Genomic DNA, 17,878 nt, shown 5'->3' with positions numbered 1-17,878 from the left:
TACACTTGACCAACGTGACTTCCAAGCCGCGCATCCCCGACGTCCTGGCCGCCCGATACGCCTCCCCGGAGCTGGCCCGCCTGTGGTCCCCCGAGCACAAGGTGATCGCCGAGCGGCGGCTGTGGCTGGCGGTCCTGCGCGCGCAGGCCGAACTCGGCGTGACCGTCCCCGAAGGCGCCCTCGCCGACTACGAGAAGGTCGTCGACCAGGTCGACCTGGACTCCATCGCCGCCCGCGAACGGGTGAGCCGCCACGACGTCAAGGCCCGCATCGAGGAGTTCAACGCGCTGGCCGGCCACGAACAGGTCCACAAGGGCATGACCTCCCGCGACCTGACCGAGAACGTCGAGCAGCTCCAGATCCGCGACAGCCTCCTGCTGGTCCGCGACCGCGTGGTCGCGCTGCTGGCCCGCCTGGCCTCCCTCGCCACCGCCCACGAGTCGACCGTGCTGGCCGGGCGCTCCCACAACGTCGCCGCCCAGGCCACCACCCTCGGCAAACGCTTCGCCGGCGCCGCCGACGAACTCCTCGTCGCCTACCGCCGGCTGGAAGAACTGATCGCCCGCTACCCGCTGCGCGGCATCAAGGGCCCCGTCGGCACCGCCCAGGACATGCTCGACCTGCTCGGCGGCGACCACGCCAAACTCGCCGACCTGGAACAGCGCGTCTCGGCCCACCTCGGCTTCGAACACCGCCTCACCAGCGTCGGCCAGGTCTACCCCCGCTCACTCGACTTCGAGGTCGTCACCGCCCTCGTCCAGCTCGCCGCCGCCCCCTCCTCCCTGGCCACCACCATCCGCCTGATGGCCGGCCACGAACTCGTCACCGAAGGCTTCAAGGAGGGCCAGGTCGGCTCCTCGGCCATGCCCCACAAGATGAACACCCGCTCCTGCGAACGGGTCAACGGCCTGGCCGTGGTGCTGCGCGGCTACGCCTCCATGGTGGGCGAGCTGGCCGGCGACCAGTGGAACGAGGGCGACGTGTCCTGCTCGGTGGTGCGCCGGGTCGCGCTGCCCGACGCGTTCTTCGCCTTCGACGGCCTGGTGGAGACCATGCTCACCGTCCTGGACGAGTTCGGCGCCTTCCCGGCGGTCATCTCCGCCGAGCTCGACCGCTACCTGCCGTTCCTGGCCACCACCAAGATGCTCATGGCCGCCGTCCGCGCCGGCATGGGACGCGAGCAGGCCCACGAACTCATCAAGGAGCACGCCGTCGCGGCGGCGCTGGCGATGCGCGAAAGCGGCGGCGCCAACTCACTGCTCGACCGGCTCGCCGCCGACGACCGCTTCCCGCTCGGCCGCGCCGAGCTGGAGGCGCTGCTGGCCGACCGGGTGTCGTTCACCGGCGCCGCCGCCGGCCAGGTCCGGGCGGTCGTCGAGCAGGTCGGCCGCGTGGTGGCCGCGCACCCGGAGGCGGCCGCGTACCGGCCCGGCGCCATTCTGTGATCCACGAGCTCGGCTCGCTCGCCGGGCTGCGGGCCGCGTGCGGCGACGACGACCTGGTCGTCTGGACCGCCCAGGACCTCGGCGGCCCCGCCTCCCCGGCCCGGGCCTGGGCGTCGGGGGAGGCGGTGGTCGCCGCCGCCCCCGCGGTGTCCCTGCACGACCGGCTGGCCGTGTGGGGCGACGCCGGCGACGCGGCGGTGCTGGTGCGGCACGCGCTGGCCGAGCTGGGGCCCGGCTACCGGCCGTGGGGCGAGCGGGAGCTGCTGACGCGGGTGGCGGCGAAGGTGGACGGGCTGGAGGTGTCGGGCGCCTTCTCCTGGATGAGCCTGGCCGCGCAACCGGCTTCCCCGCCCTCCCCGGCTTCCCCGAGCTCGCAGGTTGGGCCGGGCTCACCGTCCTCCCCGGCCTCCACGGACGCGCCGGTCGGGCCGGGCTCCCTGCCCTCCCCTGACGTGCCCGGGGTTTCCGAGGTGGGGTGGCTGCCGGAGACCGAGCTCGGCGAGGTCGCCGCGCTGCTCGCGGCGGACGCGCCCGGCTCCTACGCGACGCCCGACGACCCTGGCGTGCGCCGGTGGGCGGGGGTGCGGGTGGGCGGCGTGCTGGCGTCGGTCGCGGCCGACGCCTGGCCCGCGCCGTCGGTGGGGCTGCTGGCGGGGGTGGCCACGGCGGCGGCGTTCCGGGGGCGTGGGCTGGCCGAGCGGGTGTGCCGGTGGGTGACGGAAGAGCTGGTCGCGTCGTACGGGCGGGCGGCGCTGATGGTCGACGATGACAACGCCGCGGCCATCGCCCTGTACGAGCGGCTGGGGTATCGCCTGCGACCGGTGCTGAGCACGTACATCCGCACATAAATCTACGTTGTAAAGCCAGTGGGTGGGATGAAAACCGTCCGGCCTCACCCAAAACCCATCGCCTACGTCGGAGGCGCCGGGCTGACTCGTACCCGGGATTAATCGGATGAGGCGGGGCGGGCCGGTCAGGCACAGTGGACGGCGTGATGTGCGATTTCGTGCCTGGTATCGAGTTGTCCCGTGCCTTCTACGGCGAGGTGGTCGCGCCGCTGGTGGCGGGTGTTCCGCATAGCGCGGCGCTGATCGGCCCCGGGTCGGAGGTGCTGGCGTTCGACACGGAGCGGTCGGCCGATCATGACTGGGGGCCGCGGGTGCTGGTGTTCGTGCCCGCCGGGATGGTGAGCGAGGCGGAGGCGCGGGTGGCGGGCGGGCTGCCGGAGCGGTTCCGCGGCTTTCCGACCGTTTTCGATTATCACGGGGAGCGGCGGCCGGGGGTGGTGGTCGTCGAGTTAGGGGTGTGGCTGCGGGAGCGGCTGGGGTTCGATCCGCGGGCGGGGGTGTCGCTGCTGGATTGGCTGTCGGTGCCGTGGCAGCGGCTGGCGGAGGTGACGCAGGGGGAGGTGTTCCACGACGGGTTGCCGGCCGGGGAGGGCGGGCTGGCGGAGGTGCGGGGGCTGCTGCGCTGGTATCCGCAGGATGTGTGGCGGTATGTGCTGGCGTGTCAGTGGCGGCGGATCGCTGAGGAGGAGGCGTTCGTCGGCCGGTGCGGTGAGGTGGGCGACGAGCTGGGGTCGGCGGTGGAGGGGGCGCGGCTGGTGCGGGAGGTGATGCGGCTGGCGCTGCTGCTGCGGCGGCGGTATCCGCCGTACGCGAAATGGCTGGGCAGTGCGCTGATGCGGGTGCCGGGGTCGGCGGAGCTGGGGGAGGCGCTGGGTGCGGCGCTGGCGGCGCGGTCGTGGCGCGGGCGGCAGGAGGGGTTGTCGGCGGCGTATCGGCGGGTGGCCGGGCTGCAGAACCGGATCGGCCTGGCGGATCGGCTGGGGGAGGAGGTGCGGGGCTTCCACGATCGGCCGTTCGAGGTGATCGGCGGGGAGCGGTTCGCGGCGGCGCTGCTGGGGCGGGTGTCGGATCCGGCGGTGCGGGGGTTGCCGGTGGCGGGGTGTGTGGATCAGTTGTCGGATTCGACGGATCTGCTGACGTCGCCGGCGCGGGCCCGGGCGGCGACGGCGGCGGCTCTGGGGCTGGGTGCCTGACCGGGGTCAGGTGTCGCGGGTGGCGGCGATGAGGCGGGTGAGCGCCTGGTGGAGGTCGTGCAGGTCGCCGGGGTCGAGGCCGAGGCGGGCGGTGATGGCCGGGGGGATCTTCTCGGCCTCGGCGCGCAGGCGGCGGCCTTCGGGGGTGAGGGTGATGGCGAGGGTGCGCTCGTCGGTGCTGCTGCGGTTGCGTTCGACGTAGCCGAGTGCTTGCAGGCGTTTGAGGAGCGGGGACAGGGTGGCGGGGTCGAGCTGGAGCAGTTCGCCGAGTTCTTTGACGGACAGGGGTTCGTGCTGCCAGAGGGCGAGCATGGCGAGGTACTGCGGGTGGGTGAGGCCGAGTGGTTTGAGCAGCGGCCGGTAGAGGCCGATGACGGCGCGGGAGGCGATGCTGAGGGCGAAGCACACCTGGTGGTCGAGGGCGAGGGGGTCTGTGGCCTCTGTCCCAGGCTTCACGTGCGCCGACCTCCTGGTGACCCCTGGTAGATTAATTTGTACACAAATTATTAGTGTACGAAGAGCCGCCACGCAAATCTTGGGGTCGTCCGTGTTTCACCGCAAGTCTCTGGAGGAGCGCATCGCCGAGCGCCAGGCCAAGCTGCCCCCGTTGAAGGAGGGGAAGCACTTCGAGCACGGGCCGGCCAAGTTCATCTTCGTCGCGCTGCTGGTCGTGGTGGTGCTCATGCACTTCGTGGGCCTGGCGATCGTGATGCACTTCTACTGATCGGGCAGGGCGGCGGCGAACTCCTCGACGCGGGCCCGCCAGGTTTGCAGGGTTCCTGTGTCGCCGGGGCAGGTCAGGGTGAGGCGCGCGCCGTGACCGGTGCCCGGGCCGAGTTCCCAGCGCACGGTGCCGCCTTCGGTCGCGTACTCGAGGATCTTGCCCGGTTCGGCGCGTGAGACCGGCCCGGCGGGCACGCCGGGGGCGGTGAACGGGGCGGGCGGCGGCGCGCCGGTGTGCGCGCGGTGGCCGTCGAGTGCCTGCCAGATCTGGTCGGCGGGCCGGGTGAGCTGGCGTTCCAGCCGGACGGCGCCGCCGGTGAGTTCGCCGGAGGTCGGGCCGAGGACGGTCACGTACTTCTCGTGCAGGCGGGCCATGTCGCCGGGTTCGGGCAGCGGCCGTCCGTCGAGCAGGGCGGTGAGGGCGGCGACGCAGGTGTGCCAGCCGGAGGCGAAGCTGGCCGCGCCGAACCGGTCGCCGAAGACGTGGGTGAGGGTGAGCAGGCTGCCGTCGCCGTCGGGGCGGATCTCCCAGCGCAGCTCGTCGTCGTCCCAGGTGTGGGCGAACACGCGGGGCGGGTCGAGTTCCAGCACGCGGCCGTCGGGGCCGGATCCGTAGCGGACGCGGTCGCCGTCGATGGTGAGTTCGGTGGGGAACCACTGTGTGAGGTGGCCGGGTTCGGTGAGGGCGCGCCACACCTTCTGGGGCGGATGGTTGAGGCGGCGGCTCATGCGCAGTTCGGTGCGGCCGTCGGGGCGGATGAGCAGGTGGTCGTTCACGGGTTCTCCTGCGGGTGGTCGGGCATGGTGTCGAGGTGGCGCTCCAGCCGGTCGAGGCTGCCGCTCCACAGGGCGCGGTACGGGGCGAGCCAGGCGTCGATCTCGGCCAGGGGCTGCGGGCGCAGCTCGTACCAGCGGCGCTGGGCGTCCTTGCGGACCGTGACGAGCCCGGCTTCGCGCAGCACCTTGAGATGTTTGGAGGTGCCGGGCTGGGACAGGCCGAGTTCGGCGGTGAGTTCGGCGACCGGGCGGGGCCGCTCCAGCAGCAGATCGAGGATCCGCCGCCGGGCGGGTTCGGCGAGCACGTCGAAGCGCATACCTGCGAACATACCTCATCTGTTATATAGCTGCGAAGGCATCAATCGAGGTCGTGATGCATGTGGGCAGGACATACGGCCGGGCCGGGTGACGGGTTCCCGGCGCGGCGCGGGGGACGGCAGGCCGCCGGCGTCGCCCAGCCCAGGCGGTGATACAGCCGGGCGGCGGGTGCCCGCGGAGAGTCGCACGCGCCGGGATCGTGCACTCCACGGCCGGACAGGCGGGCGGATACGAGCTGACCAGGCCCGCCGGCCAGATCTCGGCGCTGGAGGTGGTGCGCGCCATCGACGGCGGCGAGCCCGCCTACCGGTGCACCGAGATCCGGGCCCGCTCGCCCTCCCGGCCGAACGATGCCAGCGGCCCTGCGCGATCGCCCGGGCCATGGCCGCGGCCGAGGACGCCTGGGCGGACGCCCTGCGCCGGGGCACCATCGCCGACCTCGCCGCCCGCATCGACGCCGACAGCGGAGGGACGGCGATGGTCGCTGTGAGCAGATGGCTGGCCACCACCCGCTAGAGGTCCGGCCGCACGAGCACGGCTTCTCGGTCCTGGTGGGGTTGGGGCAGCGCTTGCCGGCCAGGGCCGGCTGATCCCGTACGGAATCAGCCGGGCAGGCCGGAATCCCCGGGGGAAGCGCTCATCTTCCTCAGACGGTGAGGGCGAGCTTGCCCGCCGGGCGGCCGGTCCTGAGATGGGCGATGGCGGCGGAGGCCTCGGCGAGGGGGTAGGTGCGGTCGAGGGCGGGAGTGAGGGCGCCGGAGCCGATGAGATCGGCCAGGGTTTCCAGGTCGGCGGCGGGCTCGATGGACATGAGGCTCGTCAGGCGCTGCCCGGCGAAGGGCGACAGCAGCATCGCCCGGATCGGGCGGCCCATGCCCTGGAACGCGCCTCCGCCTCCGGGGCCGCCCACGAGGACCAGCGTGCCCTTGGGGGTGAGGGCGCGGCGCAGCCGGGTCAGGGGGCGGTTGCCGGCGGTGTCGAGGATGAGGTCCCAGCGGCCGGTTCCGGTGGTGAAGTCCTCGCGGGTGTGGTCGATGACGTGGTCGGCGCCGAGGGAGCGCACCCGTTCGGTCTTGGCGGTGCGGCAGACGCCGGTGACGTGGGCGCCGTAGGCCTTGGCGAGCTGGACGGCGAAGCTGCCGACCCCGCCTCCGGCTCCGGTGACGAGGACCCGCTGCCCGGCGGTGAGCCGGCCCGCGTCGCGCAGTCCCCGCAGGGCGGCGCAGCCGGACACGGGTACGGTCGCGGCCTGGGCGAAGCTGAGGCGGGCCGGTTTGGGGGCGAGTCTGTCCTGGTGGGCGCGGGCGTACTCGGCGTAGGAGCCGTCGCAGGTGCCGTAGACCTCGTCGCCGGGGCGGAACCGGGTGACCTCTGCCCCGACGGCGACGACGCGGCCGGCGGCGTCCAGGCCCGGGACGGGGTTCTTCGGGCGGTGCAGCCCGAATCCGGCGGCGCGCACCAGGTAGGGCAGGCCGGTGACGACGTGCCACACGCCCTGGTCGACGCCGGCGGCCTCGACACGGACGAGCACCTCGCCGGGGCCGATGGCCGGGACGGGCAGCTCGCGGAGCCGGAGCCGGTCCGGAGGACAGTAGGTGTCGCGGGCGATCGCGGTCATGGTGCTCGGCACGGTCTCCTCGATCCCGGCCGCCGCCGATGGGGGTTCTGGTGGTGTTCGGGTGGTCATGGGGGTGGTCCTTTCGGATGGGTGGATCCCGGGGGCTGCGGGGAGCGGTCCTTTCGGCTGGGTGGCGTCGGGGCCGCAGGGAGTGGTTCTTTCAGGCGGGCGATTCCCGGGGGTCGGCGGCACCGGCTGGGAATGCAGTGCGCGGCGCCGGCTGGAACCGGTACGTAGCGCGGCGAACCTCTCGGCCGCCACGTGCGGGGGAGTCGTCCTTCGTCAGTCGTGTGTGTCGGGGTACTGGAAGACCTCTTCGAGGGGGACGCCGAACACCCGGGCGATCTGGAAGGCGACCTCCAGCGACGGCGAGTAGCGGCCCTGTTCGATGGCGATGACGGTCTGCCGGGTCACCCCGATGCGGTCGGCGAGCTGCGCCTGGGTCATCTCGCCGTGGGCGAAGCGCAGGGCCCGGATGGAGTTGGTGACCTTGGTGGGCTTGCCCATGGTCAGAAGCCCCGCCGGTACAGGACGATCTTGACGATGGACGAGGCGACGGTGGCCAGGACGAACGCCAGGTAGAGGGTGTTGGCGATCCAGAAGTGGGCGGCCTCGGCCATGGCCAGGGCCAGCGGGACGATCGCGGCGACGCTCATGACGTAGAACCCGGCGTGCTCGCCGCGCCGGTTGATGCGCCGGTCGCGTTCGTCGGTCCGGCCGGCGTCCTTCGGGGAGAAGACGGCGGCGGCGATGCCGGCCAGGATGCCCAGGACGATCCCGGCGGCGATGGCGATGAGCATCGGCCGTACGTAGGCGATCCGGGTAACGTCGGCGCCGGGCACCTGGGACAGGACGGTGGCGAAGTAGACGGCGGCGACGCCGGCGCCGACCACGGCGTAGATCCATGAGCGTTTCTCTTCGGAGGTCATCTCCCGCTCCCATGTCAAAAAACTTGTACATGGGGAAGGTGAAGCAGACCAGACACGATGTCAACGATTCTTAACATCTCCGGCCCGGCGGGCGTTCCTCGGACATCACCCGGTCGCCAGGCGTTCGCCTCGATCATCTCCGGCCCGGCGGGCACTCCTCGACCATCACCTGGTCAGCGGGCGTTCACCGCGGCCGTCTCCCGCCCGGCGGGCGTTCGCCTCGATCGCCGCCCGCAGATACGCCGCCAGCCCCGGAGCCAGCGCCTCGTAGACGGCCGTGAACCGCGGATCCGACACGTACAGCTCGCCGAGCCCCCGGTGGATCTCGTACGTGCACGTATAGAACCAGCGGCTGATGTGACCGCGATGCCGCTCGGCCAGATCCATCGCCGCCTCACCGTCCGCGGGCAGGCCCGCCTCGCAGGCGGCGGCCAGATCCCGGTGGATGGCCTCGCCCTCGGCCTTCAGCTCCAGCCAGTCGGCCTTGGTCAGCGCGGCGACCCGGCGGCGGCTCTGCTCGTAGGCGTCGCCGCCGCCCCACCGGCGCTCCACCTCGGCCTCGTGCTCCTCTGGGGTGAAGGAACCGAACACCTCCAGCCGCTCGGCCGGGGTGAGGGCGATGCCGCGGGTGCGGGCCTCGATGGCGCGCTCCACCGCGGCGATGACCTCCCGCAGCCGCCCCGCCTCACGGGTGAGCAGCTCATGCTGGCGGCGCAGCTGAGAAAGCTCGTCGGCCGCCGGATCGTCGAGGATGGCGGCGATCTCCTCCAGGGGGAAGCCGAGCTCCCGGTAGAGCAGAATCTGCTGCAGCCGGGCCAGGTCCTCGTCGGTGTAGCGGCGGTATCCGGCGCGGGTGCGCTCACCGGGGATGAGCAGGCCGATCTCGTCGTAATGATGCAGGGTGCGCACGGTGACGCCGGCCAGCCGCGCCACCTGCCCGACGGAGAGGCTCATGCCTCCAGCTTGCGGCCTGACGCCGCGTGAGGTGCAACCCGGCATGCTGAAGGGCGTGGACGATGATCTGCTGCCGATCGGACGCTTCGCTCGGCTGGGCCGGCTGAGCGTCGAACAACTGCGCCACTACGACGAGATCGGGCTGCTCGTGCCCGCGTGGGTGGACCCGGCGACCGGCTACCGCTCCTACCGGGCCTCGCAGGCTCCGCCGGCGCTGCCGATCGGGCTGCTGCGGTCGCTGGAGGTGCCGCTGCCGGTGGTGGCGGGGGAGTGGCAGGCCCTGGCCGTGATGCGGGACGAGGCGGAGCCGGCGCGCCGCCGCCGCACGCTCGCGGTGCTGGAGCGGCTGCTCGCCGACGGCCTGCCCGCGCCGCAGGTGACCGTGGTACGCGATGCGCATCAGATCGAGCCGGTCGGGACACTGGCGCGATGTGCTCACGCCGGGGGCTCGATCAGCTCTGGGCTGGGGGTGGCGCAGCGGCCTCCACCGTATAGAAGACAAGGTCCACGCCCATGGTCCCGTCTGCGCGGAAGGGCACGAGCGAGCCGACGATGGGCACGTCGTTGAGCCAGGAGTAGGCGCCCTGGGGGGCTTCGATACGACAGGCCGTGATGCCGAGCATGGCGCCGTCGTGGCTGCGTGAGCTGCCCTGGTTGAAGACGGTCAGGATGACGCCGTCGTCGGTCCGCAGGGCGTAGGTGGCGCTGACCAGCGCCGTGCCGTCTTCGCGGGCGATCGCCCAGTCGGCTCCGCCGGGCACGACCTGGCCGCTGATCCTGCCGGTCACGGTGCCGCCGGTGATGGGAATGATCAGCCGCTGTCCGGCGCGGACCTTGCCGGCGTCGATCGGCTCTGCGATCTCCACGTGGAGTTCGGCGAGCGGCCGCAGCATCAGCGACGGCGCGGGAGTGGCCGCGGGAGTGGTCAAGATGGGGCTCCTCTCCGGGGATCTTGAACCTATCCGACTTTGGTGCAGTGTCCCAGAAATGCTTAGGGCGCCGCGTAGGACGGAACGTCGGGAGGGGGCATGGCCGCTGGGGGCAAGCCGGGCCGAGCGCGTGCCTCAGTCCTGACATCCCACGACCCGCGGACGCTGCGCACGCGCGAGGCGATCGTGAGCGCAGCACAGGAACTGGTGCGGGAACTGGCCGGGGATCCGGAGGGGGAGATCACGGTCGCCGATCTGGCGGCCCGGGCGGCCATCAGCCGCAACTCCTCGCATTTTTCCGGCATCGCCGACGTGGCCGCCCATCTGCTGACCGAGCAGGCCGCCGGGCTCGCCGCGAACCTGGCCGACGGCCACGCCGCGCGGTCGGCGGTGACGCGGGCCACGGTGCCGCTGCTGGAGCACATCGCCGCCCACAAAGCGCTGTATGCGGCCCTGGAGCGGGAGGGCGCCGGCGCGATGGAGCGGATCGCCGCGGTCTACCGTGAGCACCTGCGCCGGATCGCCGCCCAATCGACCACTTCCACCGCGCCACCAGCCAGCTCCTGGCAGGCAAGTGTGAACCCGTCCATCCAGGGCTGGTGAGAAGGGGCACGGCCGGCCTCAGAACGGGACGTAGCCGAAGCGCCACGGCTACGGTCCCCGAGAACCTCGCTGCCCTGAACCTTTGTTCCGCAGGAACTGGCATCAGCCAGTCCGCCGCCTCCCAGAAGCTTGCCCTGCTCCGCCGCGGCGGCATCGTCACCTCCCGCCGCGGCGGCGAAGAAATGCTCTATCGAGGCGAGGGCGACGGTGTCGCCCGCACCTCGCCGACCTGCAGAATTACCTGAAGTTCTGCTGCTGACCGCCCACCGGCGACGGCGAGGTAAGCCGACCGGGGCAGGCACTTCGTGGAAGATGACCGCGTTCAGCGCCAGGCCCAGGCTGCCGAGCCGGTCTTCCATGCCCATGCGTGGCGCAACTGCCCGCGGTTGCCGAAGGCGATCTTGCGGGCGAGCCGGTGCCGGGCCTCCTGCACGTTCAGCTCCTTGCCGAGCATCCTGCGGTAGCCCTCATCGTGCAGGAACTGCAGCAGGTGCAGGGGTTGAAGATGCGGCCGTAGTGCACGAACGCCTCCCTCAGGCCGGTCGGGTGGCCATAGGCCGACAGCATGTGGTTCCGCCAGCGGGCCGAGCCTTTCCAACTGGAGTCGGCCGCCGACAAACTGCACTGAGGTGTTGCCGCCGAGCCCGTCCAGCACCCGGATATAGGCTCCCTCCAGCGTGCTGGCCAGCTCCGCCAGGTGCCCGGCCGGTTTCCAGCTCGAGTTCCAGCGAGGTCAGTACGCGCGGCCGCGCCTGTTCCCACCTCTCGCCGACGCAGAGCGGTGGGCAGGTGCGTGAGCGCGCACAGCACGAACGCGGCCTTGTTCAGGTTGGTCCGGGTTGCGGTACACCAGCGGCCGCCACGATCCGGTAATCAGCTCGTCGTGGGCGGCGATGTCGCCCAGGCCACAGCGGGTGATCTGCTCATCGGCGAGAGATTCGAAAGGCAGGGCCCAGGAACACGTAGGCCCCACGACCAGCGCGAACGAGTGCCGTCACCGAACCGGTACGAAGATCGACTCCGTGCTTCTCGAAGGCCGTTCGGACAGGGGCCGGTCAGGGGGCGGTGAGGACGAGGGGGCCGTCGTCGGTGACGGCGACGGTGTGCTCGGCGTGGGCGGCGCGGGCGCCGTCGGCGGTGCGCAGCGTCCAGCCGTCGGCGTCGACCCGGTACTGGCCGCGGCCGGGGGTCAGCATCGGCTCGATGGCGAGGGTCATGCCGGGGCGCAGCGGCAGCCCGCGGCCGGGACGGCCCCGGTTGGGGACGGGCGGGTCCTCGTGCATGCGGCGGCCGATGCCGTGGCCGCCGAAGTCGCCCGCCACCGCGTCGGCGCAGCCGTCTCCGGCGGCGACGGTGTGGATGGCGTGGCCGATGTCGCCGAGCCGGTTGCCGGGTGCGGCGGCGGCGATGCCCGCTTCGAGGGCGCGGCGGGTGGTGTCGATGAGGGCCTGGTCGGCGGGGCGGGGCGTGCCGACGGTGATGCTGAAGGCGGAGTCGCCCGCCCAGCCGTCGAGGTAGGCGCCGCAGTCGACGCTGAGCAGGTCGCCGTCGCGCAGCCGGTCGCGGCCGGGGATGCCGTGGACGATGGCGTCGTTGACCGAGACGCAGATGACGGCGGGGTAGGGGGTGGGGGCGAAGGAGGGCCGGTAGCCGAGGAAGGCGGGTTCGGCGCCTGCCTCGCGGATGACGGTGGCGGCCAGCTCGTCGAGTTCGGCGACGGGGACGCCGGGGGCGGCGTGGCCGGCGACGGCTTGCAGGGCGCGGGCGACGACGCGGCCGGCTTCGCGCATGGCCTGGAGTTCGCCGGGGGTCTTCAGCTCAACCATGGGATAACTATACCGGTATATCTATTGGTATAGAGTGGGAGACATGGTGCGTCCCCCGCTCACTCCCGAAGAACGCCTCCGCGGCGAGCACCTCGGCCGTCTCCTCCGCCAGGCCCGAGGCGAACGCAGCATCGCCGAGATCGCCACCGCCGCCGGAATGTCCGCCGAAACCCTCCGCAAAATCGAGACCGGCCGGATCGCCACCCCCGCCTTCTTCACCATCGCCGCCCTCGCCGACGTCCTCGAAATCTCCCTGGACCACCTCGCCGAGCGCAGCAGCCCCGCCATACCGTCCTAGACGGGACTCACCCCGCGCCGGGCCCCTTCAGCAGCGGATGCGCCCGCATCGCCACCTCCAGCTCACCCGGCAGCTCATCGCGGTAACGCCCCAGCGTCGACAGATCACTGTGGCCCAGCACCCGCCGCACCGCGTCCATGTCGACCGCGTCCGCCAGCAGATGCGTCGCCGTCGTATGCCGCAGCCCATGCGGCGTCACCGAACGCCGCGCCTCCGGATCCACCCGCCGCTGCACCCGGTCGATCACCGCCTGCACATCACCCCGCGCCAGCCGCCGCCCCCGCCACGACAGCAGCAGCGCCTTCTCCGCCGACTCCGGCCGCCCCCGCTCCAGATAAGCCGCCAGCACCCGCGCCACATCCTCCGGCAACGGCACATCCCGCGTCCGCCCGCCCTTGCCGAAGATCCGCCAGTAACGGACACCGTCATTGGTGAAGAAATCCTCCACATTCGCCCGTACCAGCTCCGACACCCGCGGCCCCACCGTCGTCAGCAGCAACACGATCAGCGCATCACGCAACCCCGTCCGCTGATCACGCCGCCCGCCCGACGGCGGCTCCTCACCCAGCCGCCGCGCCGCACCCACCAGCCCCTGCGCCTGCTCCCGCGTCAGCGCCCGCCGCTCCGGACGCAACCCGCCCCGCTCACGCGCCCGGATCGTCGCCACCGACATCGGATCGATCTGCACCCACCCCGCCAGCACCGCATACTTGAACAACGCCGAGACCGACCGGCGGAACCGCGCCTGCGACGACGCCGACTGCCCCCCGCCCCCGGCGCCCGCGGCGCGGCGGCCGTCCGGCTTGCGGGCGAACGCCAGCAGCACCGCGTCCACGTCCTCGCCCGTCAGATCGTCCAGCACCCGGCCGCCGCCCGCCAGCTCCACCAGCGTCGCCACGTCCCGCGCGTACACCTCCGCCGTCGACGCCGACAACGCCCCCGTCAGCACCCGCGCCCGCACCAGCTCCACATAACGGTCCGCCGCCTCCGCCACCGTCACCCGGTCCAGCTCCGCAGGCCGCACCCGCCACCCCTCCCGTCAAGACCCGGCAAGATCCAGCAGAAGGACACCGTAGCGGGCGCCGCCGACAGTTTTCAGATGTCGCGGAACGTCTCGATCCGCGCCCCCAGCGCGTTCAGCCGCTCCGCCAGATCCTCATACCCCCGGTTGATCACATACACGTTCCGCAGCACCGACGTGCCCTCCGCCGCCATCATCGCCAGCAGCACCACCACCGCAGGCCGCAGCGCCGGCGGGCACATCATCTCCGCCGACCGCCACCGCGTCGGCCCCTCCACCAGCACCCGATGCGGATCCAGCAGCTTCACCGACGCCCCCAGCCGCGTCAGCTCCGTCAGATAGATCGCCCGGTTGTCGTACACCCAGTCGTGAATCAGCGTCGACCCCTCCGCCGACGCCGCGATGGCCGCGAAGAACGGCACATTGTCGATGTTCAGCCCCGGGAACGGCATCGGATGGATCTTGTCGATGGGGGAGACCAGCTTCGACGGCCGCACCGTCAGATCCACCAGCCGCGTCCGCCCGTTCGCCGCCCGGTACTCCTCACCCCGGTCGTGATCGAGCCCCATCTCCTCCAGCACCGCCAGCTCGATCTCCAGGAACTCCACCGGCACCCGGCAGATCGTCAGCTCCGACGACGTCACCACCGCCGCCGCCAGCAGACTCATCGCCTCCACCGGATCCTCCGACGGCGAATAGTCCACATCCCGGTCGATCTCCGGCACCCCGTGCACCGTCAGCGTGGTCGTCCCCACACCCTCCACCCGGACGCCGAGCTGCTCCAGGAAGAAACACAGGTCCTGCACCATGTAGTTCGACGAGGCGTTCCGGATCACCGTCACCCCGTCATGACGCGCCGCCGCCAGCAGCGCGTTCTCCGTCACCGTGTCGCCCCGCTCGGTCAGCACGATCGCCCGCTTCGGCGACACGCCCCGATCCACCTGCGCGTGATAGAAACCACCCGTCGCCGTGATGTGCAGCCCGAAATGCTGCAACGCCGACATGTGCGGCTGCACCGTCCGCGTCCCCAGATCACACCCGCCCGCGTACGGAATCCGGAACACGTCCGTGCGGTGCATCAGCGGACCCAGGAACATGATCACACTACGGGTGCGCCGCGCCGCCTCGGTGTCCATCGACTCCAGCTCCAGCCGGGCCGGCGGCACGATCTCCAGGTCGTTGCCCTCGTTGATCCACCGCGCCCGCACCCCGATCGACGCGAGCACCTCCAGGATCCGGTAGACCTCCTCGATCCTGGCGACCTTCCGCAGGATCGTCCGCCCCGAATTCAGCAGCGACGCGCACAGCAACGCCACACAGGCGTTCTTCGACGTCTTGACCGCGATGCTCCCCGACAGCCGGCGCCCGCCCACCACCCGCAGATGCATCGGGCCCGCATACCCCAGGGAGACGATCTCACTGTCGAGCGCCTCGCCGATCCGGGCGATCATCTCAAGGCTGATGTTCTGGTTACCCCGCTCGATCCGGTTGATGGCGCTCTGGCTCGTCGCCAGGGCGTCCGCCAGCTGAAGCTGCGTCCACCCGCGGTGCTGCCGCGCATCCCGGATCAGCCGGCCGATCCGCACAAGATAGTCGTCTGACACAGCACACCAACCTATCTCACATATGAGATGCATTCACGTCAGATGGGGGCGACGCGCCGCGACCCCCCGCCGGTGCCACCATTCCGGCATCGAAGCGGCCTTCGAGGACGGCCGGCTGGTGTTCGGGTCCCGCAAGGGGGAGGACCTGCGGCGCGATGCGCGGTTCGCCCTGCACAGCGCCACCGTCGACCCGGTCGAGGGGTCGGAGGCGCTGTGGCCGGGGGAGGCGAAGATCTCCGGCCGGGCGATCATGGCCGGGGGCGGGGGAGAGGAGGGCGACCGGTTCCGCGCGGACGTGGCGGAGGTGGTGCACACGCATCTGGACGAGGCGGCGACGGTGCTGGTGGTGGAGTGGTGGACGCCGGCGCACGGTTTGCGCAGGATTGAACGGACATGACCCTATAAATACGGACATTCTGATACCAGGCAGAATCCGCCTTCTGTCTGGTATGGGATGGTTTGTCCTGATTAGAGGCGGTTGACCAGGCGGGTGGCGGCCCGGTGGCTCATGCCGGTTTCGCCTCGTACGAGAAAGACCGCCTCCTGGATCTTGCCCAGCGCCTTGAGCTCGCGGGCCTGGTCGACCACGTCCTGCCGGGGGGAGGGACGGTTGCGGGGCCGCCTGGTGAGCCGGACCGCCATGATGATCAGGAAGATGACCGCGACCGTGACGACGAACGTCAGCGCGATCAGGCCCCCGGTGGAGTTGCCCATAGGCCGATCGTACGTAAAGGGGGCGCCGCGCGGGAGTCAGGACGTGTGGGTTTGATGCCGGTCGCGATGTGCGGTGTGGGCGTCCTACGAACGAGTCGTTTGCGGTGGTCTGGGCCGCTTCCGCGGTTGCTTGATAATGAACATTATGTCAAGTAGAGCTGATGCCGTCTCCCCTTGGGCGGTGACTCGGGGTCCCCCTGGCGGGTTTGGGGTCTGACTTTTCCGGGTTTCGGGCTGGGGCCTGTCGTCGTGCCGCGCGAGCCGGGTGTGAGATGCGTTACCTGAAGGGTGTGCCGGGATGGTGACTTCAGGTAGGGGTCCAGGGACTGACGGTGCTGGTGGGGCGGGCTGTGAGGGTGTTCTCCGCGGGGTCTCTCCCCTGCCGCGCCGAGGGTGAGGCATGGCTGACTCCGGGGTTGACTTGTGGTTGATTCCTCGTCTTCGGCTCGGGTTGGCGTTTAGTGTGGTCTTCTGCTATCGCGCCGCGAGAGGAGCAGTACGTGGGGATCGAGTCTGTGTTATGTCCGGTGTGTCAGGGGGTTCTTCCCGCGGATGGGCGTGAGGCGTATACGCCGTTGCGTGGGCGGTTGATCCTGTCGAACGGGTACTGTCCCGGTGGTTGTGCCGAGCGGCGTGCCGCGCATGTGGAGCAGGTGCGTCAGCGGGCTGGGCAGCAGGTGCCGCAGCCGCAGCAGGTGGCTCAGCCGGTGCCGGGGGCTGGTGAGCCGGTGGGGCGGCCGCAGGTGGCTCGGGTGGGGCCGGGGGTGCCGGTTTCGCGCTGATGGGGGGTTTGTTGCCGGCGTCTGGGGGTGCCGGTGTGGGGGGCGGCGGGTCTGCTGTGGCGGGCTCGCCGTTTCGCGTGTTCAGGGGTACGGGCGGGTGCGGGTGACGGCGTTGACGGGGAGCGGCCCGTACAGGTGGGGGTAGCCGTTCTCGTGTCTGATGTCGAGTCCGGTGGGGTCGATGTCGAGGATGAGCAGGGGTTCGGTGACGTGGCTGTAGTAGGCGGCGTGGACGGTGCGGAGCTGGTCGTCGTCGCGGCTGCAGTGGATGAAGCCTTCTTGGTCGAGGGTGCGGCCGAGGGTGGAGATGCGGTACTCCCCCGTCTGCTGGGCGCGGGTCCAGTCGGTGGCGAGGGCGAGGTGGTGGATCATGGGGTCCATTCTCGGGCGAGTATGGCGTAGATGAGTTCTGAGGCCCATTCGCCTTTGACGTGTTCGTTGTCGATGAGGTGGGCTTCGCGGCGCATGCCGAGTTTTTCGAGGACGCGGGCGCTGGCGGTGTTGCGGGCGTCGAGGCGGCCGGTGATGCGGTGGAGGTTGAGGCCGTCGAAGCCGAGGCGGAGCATTTCGCGGGCGGCTTCGGTGGCGTAGCCGTGGCCGTGGTGGGCGGGGTTGAGGATGTAGCCGATTTCGCCTTGGCGGTGGGCTTTGCTGGTCCACAGGAGCAGGCAGTTGCCGACGAGGGCGCCGGTGTGGCGGTGGGTGATGGCGAGGTCGAGGGCGTCGCCTTCGTCGTGGAGTTCGGTGCGGGTGATTTTCTTGTCGAGGAAGGTGCGGGTGGCGTCGCGGTCGCGGGGGTCCCAGTAGAGGTAGCGGGTGACGTCGGGGCGGGATTCGTAGGCGTGCAGGTCGTCGAGGTCGGCTGGGGTGAAGGGGCGGAGGGTGAGGCGGGGGGTGGTGATGGGGTAGGCGGGTTTGAGCACGGGAGGGAGTCTAGGTGGGTGTCAGGTGGTCTGGGCGAGGTTGAGGGTGACGACGCCGGCGATGATGAGGAGGATGCCGCCGATCTTGAGTGGGGTGAGGGTTTCGCCCATGAGGAGGGCGCCGATGAGGGCGATGGCGGCGGTGCCGGCGCCGGCCCAGACGGCGTAGGCGGTGCCCATGTCGAGGTGGAGTTTGAGGGCTTGGGCGAGGAGGGCGAAGGAGGCGAGGTAGCCGGCGGCGGCGGTGAGGGTCCAGCCGGGGTGGGTGAAGCCGTTGCTGAGTTTGAGTGCGGAGGTGGCGGTGACTTCGAAGGCGATGGCGAGGGTGAGCAGGAGCCAGGCCATGGGTGTCCTCCCCGGGTGGATCGTGGCG

At 71.2% G+C, this 17,878-nt stretch carries 25 protein-coding genes and 1 pseudogene; 10 read left to right on the top strand and 16 right to left on the bottom strand.

Annotated elements, in window-relative coordinates:
- Window positions 1-14 precede the first annotated feature (14 nt).
- The 3 genes from purB to AB0J42_RS04105 all read left to right on the top strand — a co-directional run bounded on the left by purB (window position 15) and on the right by AB0J42_RS04105 (window position 3,486).
- Complete coding sequence (gene purB / locus AB0J42_RS04115; RefSeq protein ID WP_364288657.1) at window positions 15-1,445, top strand: adenylosuccinate lyase; 1,431 nt, start codon at window positions 15-17, stop codon at window positions 1,443-1,445.
- On the top strand, window positions 1,442-2,293 hold the full coding sequence (locus AB0J42_RS04110; RefSeq protein ID WP_364288655.1) for a GNAT family N-acetyltransferase: 852 nt from the start codon (window positions 1,442-1,444) through the stop codon (window positions 2,291-2,293). The genes purB and AB0J42_RS04110 overlap by 4 nt, the downstream gene beginning before the upstream one ends.
- Window positions 2,294-2,439: 146 nt before the next feature.
- Window positions 2,440-3,486, top strand: coding sequence for a DUF4037 domain-containing protein (locus tag AB0J42_RS04105; RefSeq protein ID WP_364288653.1), 1,047 nt, complete (start codon window positions 2,440-2,442; stop codon window positions 3,484-3,486).
- A 6-nt stretch (window positions 3,487-3,492) separates the two neighbouring features.
- Here the strand turns inward: AB0J42_RS04105 and AB0J42_RS04100 are convergent, their stop codons facing one another.
- Window positions 3,493-3,942, bottom strand: a complete 450-nt coding sequence (locus tag AB0J42_RS04100; protein WP_364288651.1) for a MarR family transcriptional regulator — start codon at window positions 3,940-3,942, stop codon at window positions 3,493-3,495.
- A gap of 91 nt (window positions 3,943-4,033) precedes the next feature.
- Between AB0J42_RS04100 and AB0J42_RS04095 the strand changes: the two genes are divergently transcribed.
- Window positions 4,034-4,210: a hypothetical protein gene (locus AB0J42_RS04095; RefSeq protein WP_364288649.1), complete on the top strand. Its 177-nt coding sequence runs from the start codon at window positions 4,034-4,036 to the stop codon at window positions 4,208-4,210.
- Here the strand turns inward: AB0J42_RS04095 and AB0J42_RS04090 are convergent.
- Both AB0J42_RS04090 and AB0J42_RS04085 read right to left on the bottom strand, forming a co-directional pair.
- Complete coding sequence (locus tag AB0J42_RS04090) at window positions 4,204-4,986, bottom strand: SRPBCC family protein (protein WP_364288647.1); 783 nt, start codon at window positions 4,984-4,986, stop codon at window positions 4,204-4,206. The genes AB0J42_RS04095 and AB0J42_RS04090 overlap by 7 nt on opposite strands.
- On the bottom strand, window positions 4,983-5,303 hold the full coding sequence (locus tag AB0J42_RS04085) for a metalloregulator ArsR/SmtB family transcription factor (RefSeq protein ID WP_364288645.1): 321 nt from the start codon (window positions 5,301-5,303) through the stop codon (window positions 4,983-4,985). Before AB0J42_RS04085 ends, AB0J42_RS04090 begins: the two co-directional genes overlap by 4 nt.
- Before the next feature lie 149 nt (window positions 5,304-5,452).
- Here AB0J42_RS04085 and AB0J42_RS04080 point away from each other — a divergent pair.
- Both AB0J42_RS04080 and AB0J42_RS04075 read left to right on the top strand, forming a co-directional pair.
- A pseudogene (locus tag AB0J42_RS04080) lies at window positions 5,453-5,563 on the top strand (hypothetical protein); the annotation flags it as partial.
- 50 nt (window positions 5,564-5,613) lie between these two features.
- Complete coding sequence (locus AB0J42_RS04075; protein ID WP_364289139.1) at window positions 5,614-5,820, top strand: hypothetical protein; 207 nt, start codon at window positions 5,614-5,616, stop codon at window positions 5,818-5,820.
- A gap of 130 nt (window positions 5,821-5,950) precedes the next feature.
- Here the strand turns inward: AB0J42_RS04075 and AB0J42_RS04070 are convergent, their stop codons facing one another.
- From AB0J42_RS04070 to AB0J42_RS04055, 4 genes are all read right to left on the bottom strand, one after another.
- The gene (locus AB0J42_RS04070; RefSeq protein WP_364288643.1) at window positions 5,951-6,991 is read right to left on the bottom strand and encodes an NAD(P)-dependent alcohol dehydrogenase; all 1,041 of its coding nucleotides are present in this window, start codon (window positions 6,989-6,991) and stop codon (window positions 5,951-5,953) included.
- A 213-nt stretch (window positions 6,992-7,204) separates the two neighbouring features.
- Window positions 7,205-7,429, bottom strand: a complete 225-nt coding sequence (locus AB0J42_RS04065; protein ID WP_364288641.1) for a helix-turn-helix transcriptional regulator — start codon at window positions 7,427-7,429, stop codon at window positions 7,205-7,207.
- Between the two features lie 2 nt (window positions 7,430-7,431).
- Window positions 7,432-7,851 carry a hypothetical protein gene (locus tag AB0J42_RS04060; RefSeq protein WP_364288639.1) on the bottom strand — a complete coding sequence of 140 codons (420 nt, stop codon included), beginning with the start codon at window positions 7,849-7,851 and terminating at the stop codon, window positions 7,432-7,434.
- A gap of 165 nt (window positions 7,852-8,016) precedes the next feature.
- Entirely contained in the window at window positions 8,017-8,805 is a 789-nt protein-coding gene (locus AB0J42_RS04055; protein ID WP_364288637.1) for a MerR family transcriptional regulator, read from the bottom strand.
- A 55-nt stretch (window positions 8,806-8,860) separates the two neighbouring features.
- On the opposite strand from AB0J42_RS04055, the gene AB0J42_RS04050 reads away from it, so the two are divergent.
- Window positions 8,861-9,373, top strand: a complete 513-nt coding sequence (locus tag AB0J42_RS04050) for a MerR family DNA-binding transcriptional regulator (protein WP_364288635.1) — start codon at window positions 8,861-8,863, stop codon at window positions 9,371-9,373.
- On the opposite strand, the gene AB0J42_RS04045 is transcribed toward AB0J42_RS04050, so the two are convergent.
- Window positions 9,258-9,734, bottom strand: a complete 477-nt coding sequence (locus AB0J42_RS04045) for a DUF3237 domain-containing protein (RefSeq protein WP_364288633.1) — start codon at window positions 9,732-9,734, stop codon at window positions 9,258-9,260. The genes AB0J42_RS04050 and AB0J42_RS04045 overlap by 116 nt on opposite strands.
- Window positions 9,735-9,920: 186 nt before the next feature.
- Between AB0J42_RS04045 and AB0J42_RS04040 the strand changes: the two genes are divergently transcribed.
- A complete protein-coding gene (locus tag AB0J42_RS04040) occupies window positions 9,921-10,337 on the top strand; it encodes a hypothetical protein (RefSeq protein ID WP_364288631.1) in 417 nt (138 codons plus the stop codon).
- A gap of 322 nt (window positions 10,338-10,659) precedes the next feature.
- Here the strand turns inward: AB0J42_RS04040 and AB0J42_RS04035 are convergent, their stop codons facing one another.
- Complete coding sequence (locus AB0J42_RS04035) at window positions 10,660-10,992, bottom strand: Tn3 family transposase (protein WP_364288629.1); 333 nt, start codon at window positions 10,990-10,992, stop codon at window positions 10,660-10,662.
- 400 nt (window positions 10,993-11,392) lie between these two features.
- Window positions 11,393-12,163 carry a type I methionyl aminopeptidase gene (gene map / locus AB0J42_RS04030; protein WP_364288627.1) on the bottom strand — a complete coding sequence of 257 codons (771 nt, stop codon included), beginning with the start codon at window positions 12,161-12,163 and terminating at the stop codon, window positions 11,393-11,395.
- Between the two features lie 43 nt (window positions 12,164-12,206).
- Here map and AB0J42_RS04025 point away from each other — a divergent pair, with 43 nt between their 5' ends.
- Window positions 12,207-12,461, top strand: a complete 255-nt coding sequence (locus AB0J42_RS04025; RefSeq protein WP_364288625.1) for a helix-turn-helix transcriptional regulator — start codon at window positions 12,207-12,209, stop codon at window positions 12,459-12,461.
- Between the two features lie 7 nt (window positions 12,462-12,468).
- Here AB0J42_RS04025 and AB0J42_RS04020 read toward each other — a convergent pair whose 3' ends face one another.
- Window positions 12,469-13,485, bottom strand: a complete 1,017-nt coding sequence (locus AB0J42_RS04020) for a tyrosine-type recombinase/integrase (protein WP_364288623.1) — start codon at window positions 13,483-13,485, stop codon at window positions 12,469-12,471.
- Between the two features lie 71 nt (window positions 13,486-13,556).
- Window positions 13,557-15,086 carry a UDP-N-acetylglucosamine 1-carboxyvinyltransferase gene (locus AB0J42_RS04015; RefSeq protein WP_364288621.1) on the bottom strand — a complete coding sequence of 510 codons (1,530 nt, stop codon included), beginning with the start codon at window positions 15,084-15,086 and terminating at the stop codon, window positions 13,557-13,559.
- 22 nt (window positions 15,087-15,108) lie between these two features.
- Here AB0J42_RS04015 and AB0J42_RS04010 point away from each other — a divergent pair, with 22 nt between their 5' ends.
- Window positions 15,109-15,483: a hypothetical protein gene (locus AB0J42_RS04010; RefSeq protein WP_364288619.1), complete on the top strand. Its 375-nt coding sequence runs from the start codon at window positions 15,109-15,111 to the stop codon at window positions 15,481-15,483.
- 71 nt (window positions 15,484-15,554) lie between these two features.
- Here AB0J42_RS04010 and AB0J42_RS04005 read toward each other — a convergent pair whose 3' ends face one another.
- From AB0J42_RS04005 to AB0J42_RS03990, 4 genes are all read right to left on the bottom strand, one after another.
- The gene (locus AB0J42_RS04005) at window positions 15,555-15,800 is read right to left on the bottom strand and encodes a hypothetical protein (protein WP_364288617.1); all 246 of its coding nucleotides are present in this window, start codon (window positions 15,798-15,800) and stop codon (window positions 15,555-15,557) included.
- A gap of 863 nt (window positions 15,801-16,663) precedes the next feature.
- Window positions 16,664-16,954, bottom strand: a complete 291-nt coding sequence (locus tag AB0J42_RS04000; RefSeq protein WP_364288615.1) for a DUF952 domain-containing protein — start codon at window positions 16,952-16,954, stop codon at window positions 16,664-16,666.
- Complete coding sequence (locus AB0J42_RS03995; RefSeq protein ID WP_364288613.1) at window positions 16,951-17,505, bottom strand: GNAT family N-acetyltransferase; 555 nt, start codon at window positions 17,503-17,505, stop codon at window positions 16,951-16,953. The genes AB0J42_RS04000 and AB0J42_RS03995 overlap by 4 nt, the downstream gene beginning before the upstream one ends.
- 21 nt (window positions 17,506-17,526) lie before the next feature.
- A complete protein-coding gene (locus tag AB0J42_RS03990) occupies window positions 17,527-17,850 on the bottom strand; it encodes a multidrug efflux SMR transporter (protein WP_364288611.1) in 324 nt (107 codons plus the stop codon).
- Between the last annotated feature and the right edge of the window lie 28 nt (window positions 17,851-17,878).

The organism is Nonomuraea sp. NPDC049649, from assembly GCF_040675175.1.
Classification (GTDB): domain Bacteria; phylum Actinomycetota; class Actinomycetes; order Streptosporangiales; family Streptosporangiaceae; genus Nonomuraea.
The sequence above is the reverse complement of the archived record's forward strand: the minus strand, read 5'-3'. Positions and strand labels throughout refer to the sequence as shown.